Annotated in this window: 16 protein-coding genes and 1 tRNA gene; 15 read left to right on the forward strand and 2 right to left on the reverse strand. The window is 28.5% G+C overall.

The features are described 5' to 3' along the window. Positions 1-7 precede the first annotated feature (7 nt). The 8 genes from J2Z76_RS09780 (at position 8) to J2Z76_RS09815 (ending at position 6,510) form a co-directional block, all read left to right on the forward strand. Positions 8-775, forward strand: a complete 768-nt coding sequence (locus tag J2Z76_RS09780) for a WecB/TagA/CpsF family glycosyltransferase (protein WP_209511861.1) — start codon at positions 8-10, stop codon at positions 773-775. Between the two features lie 36 nt (positions 776-811). Beyond that, positions 812-1,456: a fructose-6-phosphate aldolase gene (gene fsa / locus J2Z76_RS09785; protein WP_209511862.1), complete on the forward strand. Its 645-nt coding sequence runs from the start codon at positions 812-814 to the stop codon at positions 1,454-1,456. Positions 1,457-1,497: 41 nt separating this feature from the next. Continuing rightward, on the forward strand, positions 1,498-2,310 hold the full coding sequence (locus J2Z76_RS09790; RefSeq protein WP_209511863.1) for a transketolase: 813 nt from the start codon (positions 1,498-1,500) through the stop codon (positions 2,308-2,310). Next, a complete protein-coding gene (locus J2Z76_RS09795) occupies positions 2,310-3,248 on the forward strand; it encodes a transketolase family protein (protein WP_209511864.1) in 939 nt (312 codons plus the stop codon). The genes J2Z76_RS09790 and J2Z76_RS09795 overlap by 1 nt, the downstream gene beginning before the upstream one ends. Before the next feature lie 288 nt (positions 3,249-3,536). After that, the gene (locus J2Z76_RS09800; protein ID WP_209511865.1) at positions 3,537-4,025 is read left to right on the forward strand and encodes a CarD family transcriptional regulator; all 489 of its coding nucleotides are present in this window, start codon (positions 3,537-3,539) and stop codon (positions 4,023-4,025) included. A 164-nt stretch (positions 4,026-4,189) separates the two neighbouring features. Continuing rightward, complete coding sequence (locus J2Z76_RS09805) at positions 4,190-5,287, forward strand: PIN/TRAM domain-containing protein (RefSeq protein ID WP_209511866.1); 1,098 nt, start codon at positions 4,190-4,192, stop codon at positions 5,285-5,287. Positions 5,288-5,479: 192 nt separating this feature from the next. Continuing rightward, the gene (locus J2Z76_RS09810; RefSeq protein ID WP_209511867.1) at positions 5,480-6,118 is read left to right on the forward strand and encodes a DUF421 domain-containing protein; all 639 of its coding nucleotides are present in this window, start codon (positions 5,480-5,482) and stop codon (positions 6,116-6,118) included. A gap of 8 nt (positions 6,119-6,126) precedes the next feature. Continuing rightward, positions 6,127-6,510 (forward strand): DUF4363 family protein, encoded by a 384-nt coding sequence (locus tag J2Z76_RS09815; protein ID WP_209511868.1) that lies wholly within the window; start codon positions 6,127-6,129, stop codon positions 6,508-6,510. An 8-nt stretch (positions 6,511-6,518) separates the two neighbouring features. Here the strand turns inward: J2Z76_RS09815 and J2Z76_RS09820 are convergent, their stop codons facing one another. Further along, positions 6,519-7,424: a fumarylacetoacetate hydrolase family protein gene (locus tag J2Z76_RS09820; RefSeq protein WP_209511869.1), complete on the reverse strand. Its 906-nt coding sequence runs from the start codon at positions 7,422-7,424 to the stop codon at positions 6,519-6,521. Between the two features lie 215 nt (positions 7,425-7,639). On the opposite strand from J2Z76_RS09820, the gene J2Z76_RS09825 reads away from it, so the two are divergent. The 6 genes from J2Z76_RS09825 (at position 7,640) to J2Z76_RS09850 (ending at position 16,722) form a co-directional block, all read left to right on the forward strand. Next, the gene (locus tag J2Z76_RS09825) at positions 7,640-12,508 is read left to right on the forward strand and encodes a cytidyltransferase (protein ID WP_209511870.1); all 4,869 of its coding nucleotides are present in this window, start codon (positions 7,640-7,642) and stop codon (positions 12,506-12,508) included. 1 nt (position 12,509) lies between these two features. Beyond that, complete coding sequence (locus tag J2Z76_RS09830; RefSeq protein WP_209511871.1) at positions 12,510-13,724, forward strand: Rossmann-fold NAD(P)-binding domain-containing protein; 1,215 nt, start codon at positions 12,510-12,512, stop codon at positions 13,722-13,724. Between the two features lie 89 nt (positions 13,725-13,813). Then, positions 13,814-14,872, forward strand: coding sequence for a flavodoxin family protein (locus J2Z76_RS09835; protein ID WP_245210403.1), 1,059 nt, complete (start codon positions 13,814-13,816; stop codon positions 14,870-14,872). A 210-nt stretch (positions 14,873-15,082) separates the two neighbouring features. After that, complete coding sequence (locus J2Z76_RS09840) at positions 15,083-15,772, forward strand: hypothetical protein (RefSeq protein ID WP_209511872.1); 690 nt, start codon at positions 15,083-15,085, stop codon at positions 15,770-15,772. A 352-nt stretch (positions 15,773-16,124) separates the two neighbouring features. After that, entirely contained in the window at positions 16,125-16,394 is a 270-nt protein-coding gene (locus J2Z76_RS09845) for a type II toxin-antitoxin system Phd/YefM family antitoxin (RefSeq protein WP_209511873.1), read from the forward strand. Then, positions 16,381-16,722 carry a type II toxin-antitoxin system RelE/ParE family toxin gene (locus J2Z76_RS09850; protein WP_209511874.1) on the forward strand — a complete coding sequence of 114 codons (342 nt, stop codon included), beginning with the start codon at positions 16,381-16,383 and terminating at the stop codon, positions 16,720-16,722. The genes J2Z76_RS09845 and J2Z76_RS09850 overlap by 14 nt, the downstream gene beginning before the upstream one ends. Before the next feature lie 50 nt (positions 16,723-16,772). Here the strand turns inward: J2Z76_RS09850 and J2Z76_RS09855 are convergent. Further along, positions 16,773-16,850: transfer RNA gene (locus J2Z76_RS09855), tRNA-Pro, on the reverse strand. Between the two features lie 170 nt (positions 16,851-17,020). Here J2Z76_RS09855 and J2Z76_RS09860 point away from each other — a divergent pair. Next, on the forward strand, positions 17,021-18,403 hold the full coding sequence (locus J2Z76_RS09860; RefSeq protein WP_209511875.1) for a DUF2812 domain-containing protein: 1,383 nt from the start codon (positions 17,021-17,023) through the stop codon (positions 18,401-18,403). Positions 18,404-18,425: the final 22 nt, after the last annotated feature.

The raw sequence follows: 18,425 nt of genomic DNA on the forward strand, positions 1-18,425 counted from the left end.
GTTGGATATGGATAGTATAAGTATAATGGGTGTAAGAATTAATAATGTTACAATGGACGAAGTTTTAAATATTATTAAAGATAAAATAAAAAATAATAAACAATATATAATTTATACTCCAAATACAGAGTTTGTTATGATGTGCCAAGAAGATGAGGAATTTTTAAATTATATGAATAAATCAGATATTAATATTCCCGATGGTATTGGTCTCATTTATGCAGCAAAGCTTAAGGGACTTCCATTGAAAGAAAAAGTAGCTGGATATGATTTATCTGTTAATATGCTTGAGATGGCAAATAAAAACAATCTAAAGCTTTATGCAATTGGTAGTAAACCAGGAGTAGCAGAAACAGCTATGAAAAAAGTACATGAAAAATATCCAAATATAAGTATAGTTGGAAGTCATCACGGTTACTTTAAAGGGTCTCACTTAGGGATAAAAGGACATGAAGAAGAGCTTCAAGTAATTAAAGAGATAAATGAAGCTAAACCTGATATTTTGTTTGTGGGATTTGGAGCTAAGAAACAAGAACAATGGATACAATATAATAAAGATATACTGAATGCTAAAATAATCATAGGTAATGGAGGTACTCTAGATGGGCTTGCTGGAAATGTAAAGAGAGCACCTGATATATTTATAAAGCTTGGATTAGAATGGTTTTATAGATTGATAAAGGAGCCTAAAAGGATAACTAGACAAATAGTATTGCCTATTTTTATGATCAAAGTATTATTTGGTGGTAAAAAAATTGTAAATTTAATTAAATAAATTTTAAGTAGTATTTTAAAATAAGGAGGAAGTAAAGTGAAATTATTTATTGATACAGCTAATGTAGATGAAATAAGAAAGGCAAATGATATGGGAGTTATTTGTGGTGTAACAACAAACCCGTCATTAATAGCAAGAGAGGGAAAAATATTTAAGGATGTTGTAAGTGAAATTACTACAATTGTTGATGGACCAATTAGTGCTGAGGTAATAAGTTTAGATTCAGAAGGAATGGTCAAAGAAGGTGTGGAGCTATCTAAATTACATAAGAATATAATTATTAAAATCCCTATGACTGTTGAAGGGTTAAAAGCTGTAAAAATTTTGCACAACGAGAATATAAAAACTAATGTAACTCTTATATTTTCTGCGGGTCAGGCTTTGCTTGCATCTAAAGCAGGTGCATCTTATGTTAGCCCTTTTGTAGGAAGGTTAGATGATATTAGTACAGATGGTATGGAACTTATTTCTGAAATAGTAGATATATTTAACAATTACAATATAGATACAGAAATAATTGCGGCTAGTATAAGGCATCCAATGCATGTTACACAAGCAGCTAGACTTGGTTGTCATATTGCTACGGTTCCGTATAAGGTTATTATGCAGATGACAAAGCATCCACTAACAGATAAAGGTATAGAACAATTCCTAAAAGATTGGGAATCAGTACCTAAATAATAAAATAACAAATGGAAAAATAAATATTAAAAGGAGGATTTATGAATTACGAAGATTTAACTCTCATAACACATAAAATGAGAGAAAATATTTTAAATATGATTCATACTGCTAATTCAGGTCACCCAGGAGGTTCTTTGTCAGCAGTTGAAATAGTTACATATCTTTATTTTAAAGAAATGAATATAGAAAATCCAACAGATGAAAATAGAGATAGGTTTATATTGTCTAAAGGACATGCAGCACCGGTTCTTTATTCAGCATTGATGGAAAAAGGGTTTTTGGATAAGGGATTGATAGGAACATTACGTCAAATTGATAGTAAGCTACAAGGACATCCTGACATGAAAAAGGTTCCAGGAGTTGAAGCTTCAACAGGGTCTTTAGGTCAAGGATTAGCTATATCAAATGGTATTGCTCTTGCTAATAAATATGATAACAAATCTAATAGAGTATTTGTTCTTTTAGGTGATGGTGAGATACAAGAAGGAATGGTATGGGAAGCAGCTATGTTATCAAGTCATTATAAACTAGATAATTTAACAGCAATTTTAGATCATAATGGACTTCAAATAGATGGAAAAAATGAAGATGTTATGAAAGTAGAACCATTAGATAAAAAGTGGGAAGCTTTCGGATGGCATGTTATTAAGGCAGACGGACATGATTTTAACTCACTGGAAAAAGCTTTTGAAGAAAGAAAAACTATAAAAGATAAACCAGTTATTATTATAGCAGAAACTGTAAAAGGTAAAGGTGTTTCATTTATGGAAGATAAAGCAGGTTGGCATGGTAAAGCCCCAAATGCTGACGAACTTGATATTGCATTAAAAGAAGTTGGAGGTGACAAATAATGGCTAAAAAAGCAACTAGAGAAGCATACGGTGAAGCACTGAAAAAATTAGCAGCGAGTAATCCAAATGTAGTGGTTTTAGATGCAGATTTGTCAGGTTCCACAAAAACAGTTGAATTTAAAAAAGTTTGCCCGGAAAGATTTTATAATGTAGGAATTGCAGAACAAAATTTAATAGGCACAGCTGCTGGTATGGCTATTGCAGGCAAAGTTGCATTTGCTAGTACATTTGCTATGTTTGCAGCAGGAAGAGCATTTGAAATAATAAGAAATACAGTTGCTTATCCATCATTAAACGTTAAAATAGCTGCAACTCATGCAGGTTTAACGGTTGGAGAAGATGGAGCATCTCATCAGGCTATTGAAGATATTAGTTTAATGAGAAGCATACCTAACATGACTGTAATAAATCCTGCTGACTGTATAGAAGCAGAGAAGGCCATATTAAAGGCAGCAGAATATGTTGGACCGGTTTATATTAGATTGGGTAGGGCGGCTGTAGAAAATATATATGATGATAGTTATGAATTTGAAATTGGTAAAGGTGTTGAATTAAGAAAAGGTACTGATGTAACGATTATAGCAACAGGTTTAATGGTACAGAAATCTTTAAAAGCGGCTGAAGAATTAGAAAAAGATGGGATATCTGCTAGAGTGATAAATATTCATACTATTAAGCCAATAGATAAAGATATTATAATTCAAGCTGCAAAAGAAACAGGTGCTATAGTAACAGCAGAAGAACATAGCATAATAGGTGGGCTTGGAAGTGCTGTTTTAGAGGTGTTGTCAGATAGCTGTCCAGTACCATTGAAAAGAGTAGGAGTTTTAGATGTATTTGGAGAATCTGGAAAACCAGATGAGTTGCTTGAAAAATATCACTTAACAGAAAATAATATATTACAAGAATGTAAAAATATAATAAAGCAGAAAAAATAAAAAGTAAAAATATGAAAAAGAGAGAGATGTTGGAAAAATTTTCGACATCTTTTTTTGTTTTGAATACCATTATAGTAAAATAAGTGGACATGTAGTTGAATTATTATAGAAAATACTGGATTATATTAGAAAATGAAGGAATATTGTTATAAATAATGATAGAAATAGTATAAAAAATTAATAAAAAACAATTCAAAATATATTGACAAAAATATATTGAGAGGGTATAATTACGGGTTTGACATCCTGTTGTCCTTGGTGTATACTATAGATATAGGAGGTAGTCATATGTATAATTTAGGAGATAAGGTAGTATACCCAATGCATGGAGCGGGTGTAATTGAATCCATGGAATCAAAGGAAGTTTTAGGAGAAACTAAAAATTATTATGTTTTAAAGATGCCAATAGGAGAAATGAAATTAATGATACCTGTTGATAATGTTAATAATATTGGTTTAAGAAATATAATTGATCAGGATTCTGTGGAAGAAATAATTGATATATTAAAAGAAGGCGCAGTGCTGAATGATTCAAATTGGAACAAGAGGTATAGAGATAATTTGCTTAAAATGAAAACAGGTGATATCTATGCGGTAGCTCAAGTTGTTAGAGATTTGACATTTAGGGATAGAGAAAAAGGTTTGTCAACTGGTGAAAAGAAGATGCTAATAAGTGCGAAACAAATGATTGTAAGTGAAATTGCACTTTCTATTGATGAGGAAGGCGTTAGTGTTGAGGAATTTTTAGATAAAATTATCAATGAAAATGTGATGTAGTTTGTCTATTAATACCAAGTAATATTAGTCCTTTAAAGGTTTAATTAAGATTTGATTAATAATTTTATTTTATAATTTAAATAATTCTTATAGCCAAAATCAAAAAAATGTGTTAAATTAAATAAAATAACAGTTTATGGTTATACTATAAAGGAGGTGAGTGTATGATTGATAAATTAGCGAGAGCTATATTAACGGTTATAGGAGTATCTTTAGGTGCTTTTATAGGTGTAATTGTAAGTCGGATGAATATATTTAATTTTACCGACATGCAAGATGTTTTTGTTATAATTATTTTTGGCTTGATTTTTGGAATTATATTTTTTCTTTTAACTCCTAAAGTAAAAAAAGCAAGTCTCAATATTGTGAGTACATTTGAGAAAGAACTTTTGAAGTTTTCTACAGGGGATATTATATTAGGGGCTGGAGGGCTCATAGTTGGTTTTATTATAGCTTTTCTTATTAGCCAACCATTTACTAATATAAAATATTTAGGACCTGCGATAGCTGTATTATCTTATTTGCTTTTTGGTTATTTAGGAATTAAGATAGCTACAAGGAAGAAAGACGACGTAATTTGGCCATCAATAAACTTGAAAAAATCTCCATTAAGTAAAAGTAAATCAGATAAAAGTCAAGCCAGTAGTATTGTATCACCAAAAATTCTTGATACGAGCGTAATAATAGACGGTAGAATAGCTGATATATGCAGAACAGGGTTTATTGAAGGGTCATTGGTAATTCCAGAATTTGTGCTTAAGGAATTAAGACACATTGCTGATTCGTCAGATAGTTTAAAAAGAAACAGAGGACGAAGAGGTTTGGATATATTAAATATCCTTCAAAAAGAAAAAATAGTAGATGTTGTAATAGAATCTAAGGATTATGGCGATAACATTGAGGTTGATATTAAGCTCTTAAAGCTAGCTCAAGAACTTTCAGGAAAGGTTTTAACAAATGATTTTAATTTGAATAAGGTAGCAGAATTTCAAGGTGTTGAGGTTTTGAATATCAATGAATTAGCAAATGCAGTTAAACCAGTTGTTCTTCCTGGAGAAGAAATGAACGTAATGATAGTTAAAGATGGTAAAGAATCAGGTCAAGGTTTAGCATATTTAGATGATGGTACTATGATTGTCATAGAAGGTGGCAAGAAATGCATAGGTGACTCAGTTGTTGTCACAGTTACGAGTGTACTTCAAACAGCCGCTGGTAGAATGATTTTTGCGAAATTAAAAAATGTAATAAACAAAGCTGTTTAGTTATGTTATTACTTAATGTGTAACTATAGTAAATTGCAATATTAATATTAAAAAACAAGTGCACTTGTGTACTTGTTTTTTTGTGTAAAGAAAAAAATATATATGAGTAGTTAATATATTAAAGAGGATATTTTTTGATATAAGGGATAAAATAAATTTAGTTATGTGAAAAAATAAAATTTGAGGTAGTGTATGATAATCGTATTATTTAGAACAATTATTTTATACGGAGTAGTACTTATATCCATGAGAATAATGGGTAAGGGCGAACTTGGGGATTTGCAGCCATTTGATTTAGTTGTTTCATTGATGCTAGCAGATTTAGCAATCATGCCCATGGAGGATTTAGATGCACCTTTATCATATGGTATTACATCAATAACAACTATAATGTTTCTTCAATGCTTAATATCTTATATTACACTTAAAAGTAGCAATGCAAGGAAAATAATCTGTGGTCGACCATCGATAATAATTGATCATGGCAAATTTAACACTAAGGAGATGAATAAACTTAGAGTTAATGTAAACGACGTGTTAGGTCAGATGAGATTAAAAGGATATTATAATGTAGAAGACATTGATTATCTTATAATGGAAACAAATGGTGAAATGAGTATTATTGGTCCTACAGAAGCACCAGGAGTTAAATGCAATAGAATACCTATATCAGTTATTCTTGATAGTAAAGTGATGTATAAAAATTTAGAAAAGTTTAAAATTGAAGAAAATAAACTAGATGAAGAATTAAGAAAAAATAATTTGAAATTAAATGAGATAATATATGGATTCGTAGATGAAAATGACAAATTTGTTTTTTATAAAAGGTAGGTGTAATAATGAGGATGATGGTTATATCATTTATAGTTATTTTGTTAATTATATTCACATGGGTTTGGTTTCATTTCTCATCTATTGAAGTAGTTACATCGTATTTTTTTGAGAATTTAGTTGATTTGTCAAATATAATAGATTTAAATGACTGGGATACTGCTAGTAATGATATAGTTAAATATATTGAAAAATGGAATGATTTAAAAACTCCTTGGATATATTTCTTAAACCAAAAAGATATTGATGATATTGATACCTCATTTGCAAAATTAGAGGTTTACATAAAGCATGCAAATGAAACAATGGCTCAAGCTGAGCTTGAGCAATTGAAGGCATACTTTAACATTATTAAAGAAAATGAATGCTTATCATTAGATAATATATTTTAATATAGTGATTACTTGATGATATTTACTAATGTTCCAATATTCTCTATATAACATTCAATCTTATCGCCAGAATTTAAATATCTAGGAGGTTTAAATCCTGCTCCAACTCCAGCAGGTGTTCCAGTTAAAATTATGTCACCTGGGAATAATGTTATTCCAGATGATAAGTCGCTGATTATAGTTGGTATATCAAAAATTAATTGATTTACATTAGAATTTTGTCTCAATTCACCATTTACATAGCTTTTTATTTCTAAATTAGGAGGAAATGAAATGCTGTTTTTATAAACTATGTAAGGACCCATTGGGCAAAAAGTATCATAGGATTTTCCTTTATGCCATTGAACATGTTTTGTTTGTATATCTCTTGCAGATATATCATTGGCGATTGTATATCCGAAGATATAATCTTCAACATTTTCAATAGGTACATTTTTGCATTTCTTACCTATAACTATTGCTAATTCAGCTTCATAATCAAGTTCTTTTACAATTTCAGAATGGGGGTCAATAAAATCATTTTGACCTATGGCTGGGAATGCTATCTTGCTGAAATATATTGGATTATCAGGAATGTCAGATGATACATTCTTTAAATTATTTACTTCTTTAATATGATCTAAATAATTTTTTCCTAAACATATTATATTTCTTTTAGGGTATGGAATTGGAGCTAGAATTTTAATATCACATATGTTAATAGATTCATTTACACATGAATTGATTGATGATTTTAATTCATTGACTTCATCTACATCTAAACTAGATATTATTTCTATTAAGCCTATCATATCTCTAGGAACAAGTGAATGTATTTTAGAAAAAACAATATTTGCTGGAATTACACTATTGTTTTCATTAATAAAAAAACCAATATTTTCTGAATTTTGATAAATATAAGTTAATAAATACATATATAAAACCTCCATTTGTTTTGTCTATATAAATATAATACATTTTATTATTAAATTCAAGTTAATATTGAACAAGTGATAAATAAAGTATTATATTTACATGGGTTTATGAGTTATAAGGGAACGAATCTGTTGCAGTTGGTTTTTTAATGTGATATAATTAATAAAAAAATGGTAACGTTGCATTATTATAAATATAAATTTAGAGGTATACTATGAACAGATTAATGTTAAATGAACTACATAAGGAAATACTTGAAAGTTTGACAGAAAAAGAATTTTTGAAGCGCGTTAATGTAACAGAAGAAAAAATACAATCCTTTATAATTAATAAGGATTTTGTTAATAATTTACTAAATTTAATAAGTAAAAGTGAAATTAAGTGTAAAGATGTTTTAGACTTGTCATTACATATTTTAACCACTCTTTGCAAAGAACCTCCAAAAGATTGGTTAAATTATATATTTCAATATACACTTTATAAGTCATTTCCTGGTTCAGTTTCAATTAGGTTATATCCAAAATATGAAGATGCCACGTTAATTTATTTAGAGATTTTAAGAACTATATTAAGACATGAACAAAATCATAAAGGGTTTGATAAATTTAGTAATTTTAGTTTTTTGACAGAAAAGGAAAAAGATAATTTAAAAAATCCAAGTGAATATATAAAGTTTATAGAAGTATTTAATAAAAGTTATGTTTATGAAATGATGAAATTAGATGAAGAAGTAAATGGATATAATACACTAGAACATACAGCTGCAGTTCATTATGTTGCGATGCATGTTGGTAGACAACTGTATAAAGTTGGAATACCTGTGGATTTAGGCTTGGTTTCAGGTTCTTCAGCAGGACATGATATTGGTAAATATGGCTGTAAAAATGATGAGAAGAAAAGAGTAGCTTACTTACATTATTATTATACAGATTTATGGTTCATGAAGCATGATATGCCTGGAATTGCACATATTGCAGCTAATCATTCCACATGGGATTTAGAACTAGAAACTTTGCCATTAGAGTCATTGATTTTGATTTATGCAGATTTTAGAGTTAAAAATAAAACAAATAAAAGTGGAAATAAAATGAGTATTTTTTCACTTGCTGATTCTTTCCAGATTATTTTAGATAAGTTGGATAATGTTGATGATGCTAAGGAAAAAAGATATATAAGAGTCTATGAAAAATTAAAAGATTTTGAAAATTATATGATTCATAGGGGTATTAGTATTGACCTTGCAAATGATGAACCAGGTATACATAAAGATAAGGATTTTGCTTTAATTAATGGAAATGAAGTAATAGAAAATTATAAATACATGGCAATTGGTCATAATACTTCATTGATGAGTAAGCTTAATAATGAAGTGTCATTTGCAAGTATGATAGAAGCTGCAAGAAGCGAAAAAAATTGGAAAAATATAAGGGCATATCTTAATATTTTTGAGGAATATTCTACCTATCTTACAAGAAAACAGAAGATATTTACATTGAGTTTTTTATATGAGTTATTGATTAATAGAGAAGGAGATATAAGACGACAAGCTGCGAATCTTATTGGAAAAATTATTGTATCATTTGATATGGAATATAAAAAAGAAATGCCAAGTGATGTGAAAATAATTTTAGATGATGAAGTTTCAGGGTTGAAGTTATGGGAAAAATATCTTGATTTATTCATTAGACCTGATCATAAGATTACTGATCAGCATAAGGAGTGGATAGGTTATTCTCTTAGAATTTTTGTTGATTCAGTAATTTCTGGATGTAACAATAAAGATAAAAAAAATTATCTTCGTGTTTTTTTGATTTATTTCGAAGGTGAGCAAACTGACCCAGTTGCTATACTCAATCAACTTAATTCTTTATTGAGTATACCTATGAAGATTTGTGAAAAAGAGCAAATAAATACACTTGTAGATTTTGCTATTAAATCCTTAGAAAATCAAATACAGGAAATTAGACTTATGGCTGTTCAATTTCTTTATTATTTAACAAAACAAAAAACAGAAGTTATTATTCCACTAGAAAAGATAATAAAGTTTATTGAAAGTTTTTCAAAAGAAGAAGAAATATGCATTAATTATTTAAAATATAAGATGTCAATGAGTTTGAACTTACCTATTAAGGTTACAAATCTATATCAAAAACTTATTAATGAAGAAAAAAACAAAACATCAGATTTGTTTTTAAATAATCTTAAAGCAGCAACTCCTTGGAATGTTAAAACAATAAGTATAGATTTTATAATGGATAATGTTGAAAATTCCAACGAAGTAACTCTTTTGCACACAGCTACTCACTTGTGTAATTTAGTAAAGGTAAGTGCTAAGGAATCTGTAAGAAATAAAGCAGGAAATTCTTTGTTGGAAATTGGTCCCTTATTATCCATAGACCAAAGAAATGAAATAGCTATAGAATTGATAAAAGGACTAGAAATAGATGAACTTCAATTTGCAAAATATATTCCAGAGTATTTAGGAAAATTTGTTTTACTTTTGCATCCAAAGGAATTAGATGAAGTTATATTTGATATAAAGAATATATATAAATCTTCCAATGAAAGAGTTAGTTCACTGGCTTTGACTACATTTGGGGTTATTGTTCAGCACTATCCTGAATACAAAGGAAAATTCATTGAATCTGAAGAAGAGTATAACAGTAGATTAATTAAAATATTGGGCATTATTTTAAGCGGCTTAGCAAACTATAATGTACAAGTAAAACAAGAATCATTTTTAATTATAGGACAGCATATATTTGGGTCTAAAAAGTTAAACTTAAAACAAAAGCATGTGGTATTCATGCATGTTTATAAAAAACTTTTAACTTTAATAAATGAAAAAGAAATAAGTGATTTGTTTTTCTTTAATAATTCTGCTTCCTTTAACCACATATATAGATTTATAAGTGATTACATGTTTTATTATAAAGATTTTGAAATAAAAGAAAACAGGAATATTGCGTTTTTCCCTGGTACTTTTGATCCGTTTTCCCTTAGTCATAAAGGAATTGTTACAGAAATTAGAAATATGGGATTTGAAGTATTTTTAGCTGTTGATGAATTTTCATGGTCAAAAAGAGTTCAACCTAGAATGATAAGAAGACAAATTATTAATATGTCTATAGCAGATGAACTTAATGTATATTTGTTTTCGGATGATGTTCCAGTAAATTTATCAAATGTTGATGATTTGAAACGTTTAAAGTCTTCATTTCCAGATAAAGATGTTTATATTGTTGTAGGAAGTGATGTTGTAATTAATGCTAGTGCTTATAAGCAAAGAGCTGTTAAGCACTCTATACATAGCTTTAATCACATTGTTTTTAATCGTGTTTCATCTCATGAATCAGCAGATGAATTCAAAAAGCTAGGTGAGACAAAAAATAGAATAAAAGGTAGTTTAGTAGAGCTTAAACTTCCTTTGTATTTAGAAGATATTAGTTCAACTCAAATAAGAGAAAACATAGATAATAACAGAGATATTTCAAATCTTATAGATCCGTTAGCACAAAGTTTTATTTATGATAAAAATATTTATTTGAGAGAACCTCAATATAAAAGCATAATAAGATCAAAACCTTTAAGGATAGAAATAATTGAAGATTTAAGCAAAAAAATAGTTGATGAGATAGGACATTATATTTTCATGCATACAGATTTATATGAAAATATAGGAGAGCAACTTATATCTAAAAACATGACTTTAATGGTGGTTAGAGATGGTAGAAATTCAAATAAACTTTTGGGCTTTTCTGCTTTCCATAAAATTAGCACTTCTGAAGTTTATACTGAATTTAAAAGTCAACCAATAGCTAACTTTGTTAGGGAAAAAACTGCTGGGAGAATCATAGTAGTAGATGGTATATATATAAATCCAAGTATTACATATGATAACCTAGAACAAATAATTATTACTGAAACTTTAGCACATTGTTTAAAACATGATTATACATATGCACTTTATTATAACATAATTTCAAATATAAACAGTGAAAAAGTATATGAAACATTAGAACTTCAAGGATTTCAAAAACTTAATGATGAAAGTATAGATAAAACAATCTATGCAGTTGATATGAAGTTTCCTATTTGCCTTACTTTAAATCTTGAGAGTTTTATAAAAGAACCACTTAATTTAAATCCTAATGTACAAGAAGTAATAAAAAAATCCAGGAAAGACCTTCAAGAATCATTTACAAAACTATATCCAGGAAGCTTAGTTTTGTCATTTGATAATGATATGATAAACCAAACTTTGATACAAAAAGTTTGCGGTATTAATCGTGTTCCAGATGAAGTTCAAAATCCAAGAGTATTAGGTGAATATATGTGTGTTCCTTTTGGAAATATTTTAAAAGGCATGGTGGTACCAAATACGGTTACAAAGTCATTGCATACAGAAAAAGTCTTTACAACAGATGTTAAACATTTTAGAATTTTAGAATATCCATTTTATTCTCCATTAAAAAATCAAATAAGAACTATAAAATCATTTGATAAACCTGTTATATTAGTAGATGATTTGTTGCATAAGGGGTATAGAATAAAAGAAATAGATCCTATATTAAAAAGTCAAGATGTCAAAGTTGAAAAGATAATTGTTGGAATTATGTCTGGAAGAGGCAAAGATTTGATGGAAATACAGGGTAGAAATGTGGATTCAGCATATTTTATTCCTAATTTAAGGATTTGGTTCAATGAGAATTTAATGTATCCTTTCTTGGGAGGAGATGAAATATGGTCTGAAGATGAAAGTAACCTTAATTTAATACCATCAATTAATCTCATACTTCCATATGTTGCTCCACCATTTATTAAGAGTGCAACAAATGAAGATATATATAATTTATCAATGACATGTCTTGTTAATGCAAAAAAATTATTAAAGGTACTAGAGTCTGAATATCAAAATATGTATGAAAAAAATCTGACTGTTAAAAGACTTGGAGAAGTATTGGTTTCACCTAGGTATCCTTTTATAGGGAAAAACATATCTTACGATTCAAATTTTGAAGCATCTAGCTATATGGATGTTAGCATTGAAAATTTAATTAAATTAGAGAGGTATATAAAATAATATGTACTACTACTACCATGATAATAATTATTTATTTTCATTAAGTGATGAATATAATTTCAATAAAATAAGTGAAGAGGAAGCTTTAAGCAATTGTTGTTGTTTGTATTATTTAATAAAAATTGATAAAAATAAATCTAAAAAAACATTTGCTGTTTCAGCCTGTTCAGACTTATATATTAAAGAAGAAAATATCGATATACTTGTATTGAAAGAAACAAAAGAAACTATTCCTGAAAAAATCAGAGAATTGATTGAACATAGAAAAATAAAGGCAGTAAATACATCATACGCGGGATTTGAAAAGTGTTTTTTCATGGAAGAACCTAGGAAAAAAAGAGTAAATATTTTAGCTCTTGGAGATGTTGGAAGCACCATGCTTATGGGACTTAAGTTACTTGGAGGAGAAAGTATTGATTCTATAGGAATCTTTGATAGAAGTGAAGACAAAATCAAGAGATGGGAATATGAAATGAATCAAACGTCACTTCCATTTGATTATGATTGTTTCCCTGAGGTTCATGGTATAAAGAAGGAAGAACTGTTTGATTGTGATTTGTTTGCATTTTGTGCATCTAAAGGTGTTCCTCCAGTTGGATCAAGTGTAAAAGATGTTAGGATGGTACAGTTTGAAGAAAATTCTAAACTTATTAAAGAATATGCACAAATGGCTGCACAAAAAAAATTCAAGGGCATTTTTGCTGTTGTGTCAGATCCTGTTGATCCTTTGTGTAAGGTAGTGTATGAAGAAAGTAATTACATGCTTAACCCTGAACAAATAAAAGGTTATGGACTTGGAGTTATGAATGCAAGAGCTAGTTATTATGCTAAAAAAGAATTGAAATTTTCACAGTTTCTAACAGAAGGAAGAGCATTTGGACCACATGGTAATGATTTAATAATCGCAGATAGCATTAGTAATTATAACGATGAGTTATCTAGCGAGCTTACTAAATTAGCAGTGGAAGCAAATCTTGAAGTTAGAAAAACAGGATTTAAACCTTTTATTGCTCCAGCATTATCTTCTGGTGCAATATCAATTATTCATACATTAGCAGAGAAATGGCATTACAGTTCCAACTTTATAGGTGGGGTGTATATGGGTGCTAAAAATAGAAACACTCCTGCTGGGGTTGAAATTGAAAAGATTAATATGCCACAAGTATTATTTGATAGGATTGATAGAACTTATAAAGCTTTAGAACAAATACGGTAGTGGAGACCCTTTGGGTCTCATTATTGGCGGAACGATTAGAGGACATAAAGTGTGAGAATAGTTTATTTTATTATGGTGGGGGTGTAAGTTTGGATAAATTGTTAGTTTTAACGCCAGGGCAAATTTCAGAGAGATTAAACAATATGCTTGCATATTCCTTAGAAGGCTATGAATATGCAAGTATAAGTACAATTAATGAATTTAATGAATTCAAAGATATGAAAAACAGGCGTATTTTATTTGCTGTTGAACTTGGCTATTCTGGTATAAATATTGAGTTGTATAAAATGCTTGAAAAAATTAATATGTCGAATAGTGATTTTTTTGAGAATTCAATAGCGAGTATAATAATAAATAGCGATAATGAGTTTTTTACAAGAGATGTAGCACGAAAAATTATATTATATGCTAATATGGTTGGTTGCACATTTCCAGGAAGGCCTGTTTCGGAAGCTACTGGTTCTTTGCAAAATTTCAACACATACAAGAAAATTCATAACATGGATTTGATTGATATATGTTATAACGATTGCAAGGGAACTGTAAAAAGGCTTATGGATTTTAATATAAATAAAATTAAGAACCCCCATATTTTAACTCTTCATTCAAGTAATTATAAAACATCTAACACCTTGACTTTGTGGAAAATGGTAAAAGATAATTTAAAAGGAAATGAAATAAATGAAATACATATAGAAAATGGTTCTGTCAGAGATTGTAAAGGATGTTTATACAAAGCGTGCAAGCACTATTCTGAAAGCACAAATTGTTTTTATGGGGGAGTAATGGTAGACGAAGTTTATCCAGCAATCTTAGATTGCGATGTATTGATAATGCTTTGTCCAAATTACAATGATGCTATAAGCGCAAACATGTCAGCAGTTATAAACCGGTTAACTGCATTATTTAGAAAAACTAAATTTTACGATAAATATTTTTATGCAATTGTCGTATCAGGACATAGCGGCAGCGATATAGTAGCACAGCAATTAATAAGTGCATTAAATATAAATAAGACATTTATGTTGCCACCAAAGTTTGCCCTAATGGAAACAGCAAATGATATTGGAGATATAGAGAAAATAGATAATATAAGAGAAAAAGCAGCTGGATTTGCTAAAAATATAAAAAATAATGTAATATATTAACATAAACCGAATGTCCATAGATTTGGATTTATTATTAGATACCCAAAAGGAACAGAGAAAATCACCGGATATATTCTTTCTGATTCTTACCTATACCGCTGCACATACATATATAGGATATTATGAAAAGTATGGATTAAGTGTATTGGTACAGTTATAATTATAAAAGCGTGCATAGGTTTTTACATAAAGAAAAGGAGGAAATTGTTATTGAAAAAACTACGTTTACTTTTGGTTATTATTGCATTAATGACTTTTTTTACGTCTTGTACTGGTAAAGAGCCTGAAAATTCAGATATGTTCAATGAAGATTGGTATGAAAATTTAGGAGAGGGATTAAAACAAATATTAGAAAGTAAGGCAAGTGATAATCCAAGTGATGATATAGTGGCTTACATAAATGGGATTCCAATATATAAGGATGAAATTATAGACAGGAAAACTAAATTGATGTTACTTAATAATATTGAAAATCCAAATTGGCCAACTAATCCTGTTGAATACGTTTGCAGAGAAACCTACATGTATTATTATGCTGCTAAAAATAATATTGATGTTACAGATAAAGAAGTAAATGAAACTTTAAATTTTCAAAAGCAGCAGGCAGAAAATTCAGAAGAATTTCAGAAATTGATTGCAGAATACTTGAGTAGGGCAGATATGACAATAGAACAGTATTGGAATGTCCTAGCACCAAAATCATATAGAAATTCAATCCTAAAAAGTAGGGGTTATAAACATATACTTGAAAATTTGACTGGTATCAATATTTACGAAATCAGCCCTGAAGAACAATCAAATTATGTTAATCAATTTATTAAAGAAAATATGAAAATAGATGTAATTAATAAGGAGTTTATAGATTTATATAATTATGATATCTATGAATTGAACAATTAGTAAGATGTTTGAATTATAGAATAATTATAATTGAAAATATAAAACTTGTCTACTTCTATTTTGTCAAAAAAAATATTGAAGTATATTCTTATATATTTCAACATTTTATATATTATCTCTTCTGCTTTAGAGTCCACTGTTAGAATCTCTATATCCTACTTATTTTGTTTTTGTTTGAATAACGCGAAGCGCCGCCACAAAGTGGCTTCGTGCTTCTTTATGATTGTTAAATTCTATCAATCAAAAAGAACCGTCCCTCAAATCTTCTAAACTTGTATTATGAGTATCATATTGTTTTTCGTGAATAATAATGATATAATAAGTGAAGAATATTGATAGGAGGTGTTTAATAATGATGATTAAACCATCTACCACATTAAGAAATGATTATAACGAAATATCTGCTTATTGTAAGGAGAAAGAGCAACCAGTTTTTGTTACAAAAAATGGAGAAGGTGACTTAGTTGTAATGAGCATTGATTTATATGAAAAAAGAGAAGAAATGTTGGATTTGAGAGAAAAATTATTAGAAGCAGAAATGCATCGTATAAGCGGTGCAAAAACTTATTCAATTGATGAAGTAAGTACTAGGCTTAGAGGTCTTATCAATGGAGAACTATAATGTTAAATTTTTGCAGACAGCAATAGATGATTTGGAAAAAATTATAATTTATATTGCTGCTGACAGTAAAGATGCAGCAATAAGGTGGCATGATAATTTGATTGAGAAATTGAATAGACTAACATTATTTCCTAAAATGGGTATAAAGATAGCAGATAAAAAAATGGCATCACTAGAATTTAGAATGCTTCCAATAAAAAATTATATATTATTTTATAGAGTGTTTGAAAAGGAAAAAGAAGTTATTATTTTAAGAGTACTAGATGCAAAAAGAGATTATCCAAGAATTTTCAAAGATTATACTATACAAAGTGATAGTAAAGGATAATGTAAAAATAAAGCAATGAGTGTGACAATTGGTAATAATACCTTATTGTTTGGTCGGGATGACTGGATTCGAACCAGCGACCCCAAGTCCCCCAGACTTGTACGCTAACCAAGCTGCGCTACATCCCGATTTTAGTTCATATGAAAATTATAGTTGATATATGCAAATCTGTAAAGAAAATTTTGCAATATAGACTATATATTTTTTTTGCAATTTTTACAAATTTATGGTAAAATAATGCAGATATCATTGGAATTAATTATATTTAGTATAAGTGAATTGAGGTATTATATTTTATATGGAAAGAAATAAAAAAAAGAAAATAAATTGGAGATTTAAAAAACTTGAATATAAACTAATGGAAGAATATCTTGAAGAAATGGCGATAAAAGGGTGGATGCCATCTGAAATAGACAATAATAAAGCAATATTTGTTAAAATAGATCCAAGACAACTTAAATTTTGTGTTAGCATTTCACCATATAAATCAACATTAATTCATGATGTTGATGATGATTTAATTGATGAATATAGAAGTTCGTGTGAAGCATTAGGTTGGCATTATATAACATCTTACGACCAAATGTATTTTTTTTATGCAGAAAAATATGAAAATACATATCGTATACATACTGATCCTGAGTTAGAACAAAAAATAGTTTTGGATAATGTATGGAAAAAAGAATTGTTTAGAAGTATAGGAATTTTTATATATTTTATAGCTATAACCTGGATGAATTTTTTTACTGAAGGATATTTGGATTATAGGATACTAGTTAATTGGTTTAAGTTATTGACAATGTTTTTTCTTTTACCTTTAGCTTGCATTGTTTCCATTACTCCAGTTATAACCAATTTAATTTGGTATTTCAAAGTTAAATCTAATATGAATTATAATGTGAGTAGTAAGTCTCTAAGATTTGTGAAATTAAGAAATGCGGTTCTTGACATAGAATCTTATACATTAATAGTACTATTAGTTCCAGTGCTGGGGTATTATTTTTTCCCGAAAGGAATATTAGATAATTGGACTACAAACTTGTTTTTAATAACAATTTTATCAATTACTGTTTGTTGTTTCTATTTGTATTTTAAAGAGAAAACAAGCAAAACTGTTAAAATGTTATCTATATTTAGTATTTTTATTGGAATCACTATTTTAATATATATTATGGCTCAATCATCACTGAGTAATGAAATTAGCAATGCAAATGATGATATACAAATTATTTCTTACAAATATCCCGTAATTAAGATTTCTGATTTTGCTGATATAGGTGAAATAGATAGTAATTCTTTTAATAAGAGTTATAGCCCTCTGGTGCCAAATGGGTATATCTATTCAGAGGATTATAATGATGCTGTTAAAGGAAAAAATTATGATGTAACAACGGAATATTATAAATGTATTAGCGAAAAGGTAGCAAGTATTGTATATGATGGTATAATAGCTGATTATGAAAATGGAAAGTATTTTAGAGGAAATATAGAAAATATTTATGAAAAAAATTGGAATTGCGATAAAGTGACATTAATTACTGATAGTATTTTTGACAATGAAATTTTAGTATTGCTTAAAGATAGTGAGGTCATTAAAATTGAAATTTCAGATAATTTAATTAATATATATGATGAGAAGTATAGACAAAAGATACTTGAGAAATTCATGAATTATATTTAATCTATAATATGTGTAAATTTTT

The sequence above is a fragment of the Sedimentibacter acidaminivorans genome, from assembly GCF_017873955.1.
GTDB classification, from domain to species: Bacteria; Bacillota; Clostridia; order Tissierellales; family Sedimentibacteraceae; genus Sedimentibacter; species Sedimentibacter acidaminivorans.

What these genes read in the sequence shown, in the direction of transcription:
- J2Z76_RS09820 (WP_209511869.1), bottom strand. Translation starts at nt 7,424, where the DNA reads ATGTATTTATTAACTTATATTTATCAAAATTCAGAAAATATTGGTTTT.
- J2Z76_RS09780 (WP_209511861.1), top strand. Translation starts at nt 8, where the DNA reads ATGGATAGTATAAGTATAATGGGTGTAAGAATTAATAATGTTACAATG.
- J2Z76_RS09800 (WP_209511865.1), top strand. Translation starts at nt 3,537, where the DNA reads ATGTATAATTTAGGAGATAAGGTAGTATACCCAATGCATGGAGCGGGT.
- J2Z76_RS09850 (WP_209511874.1), top strand. Translation starts at nt 16,381, where the DNA reads ATGGAGAACTATAATGTTAAATTTTTGCAGACAGCAATAGATGATTTG.
- J2Z76_RS09790 (WP_209511863.1), top strand. Translation starts at nt 1,498, where the DNA reads ATGAATTACGAAGATTTAACTCTCATAACACATAAAATGAGAGAAAAT.
- J2Z76_RS09815 (WP_209511868.1), top strand. Translation starts at nt 6,127, where the DNA reads ATGAGGATGATGGTTATATCATTTATAGTTATTTTGTTAATTATATTC.
- J2Z76_RS09805 (WP_209511866.1), top strand. Translation starts at nt 4,190, where the DNA reads ATGATTGATAAATTAGCGAGAGCTATATTAACGGTTATAGGAGTATCT.
- J2Z76_RS09810 (WP_209511867.1), top strand. Translation starts at nt 5,480, where the DNA reads ATGATAATCGTATTATTTAGAACAATTATTTTATACGGAGTAGTACTT.
- J2Z76_RS09845 (WP_209511873.1), top strand. Translation starts at nt 16,125, where the DNA reads ATGATGATTAAACCATCTACCACATTAAGAAATGATTATAACGAAATA.
- J2Z76_RS09830 (WP_209511871.1), top strand. Translation starts at nt 12,510, where the DNA reads ATGTACTACTACTACCATGATAATAATTATTTATTTTCATTAAGTGAT.
- J2Z76_RS09860 (WP_209511875.1), top strand. Translation starts at nt 17,021, where the DNA reads ATGGAAAGAAATAAAAAAAAGAAAATAAATTGGAGATTTAAAAAACTT.
- J2Z76_RS09825 (WP_209511870.1), top strand. Translation starts at nt 7,640, where the DNA reads ATGAACAGATTAATGTTAAATGAACTACATAAGGAAATACTTGAAAGT.
- J2Z76_RS09795 (WP_209511864.1), top strand. Translation starts at nt 2,310, where the DNA reads ATGGCTAAAAAAGCAACTAGAGAAGCATACGGTGAAGCACTGAAAAAA.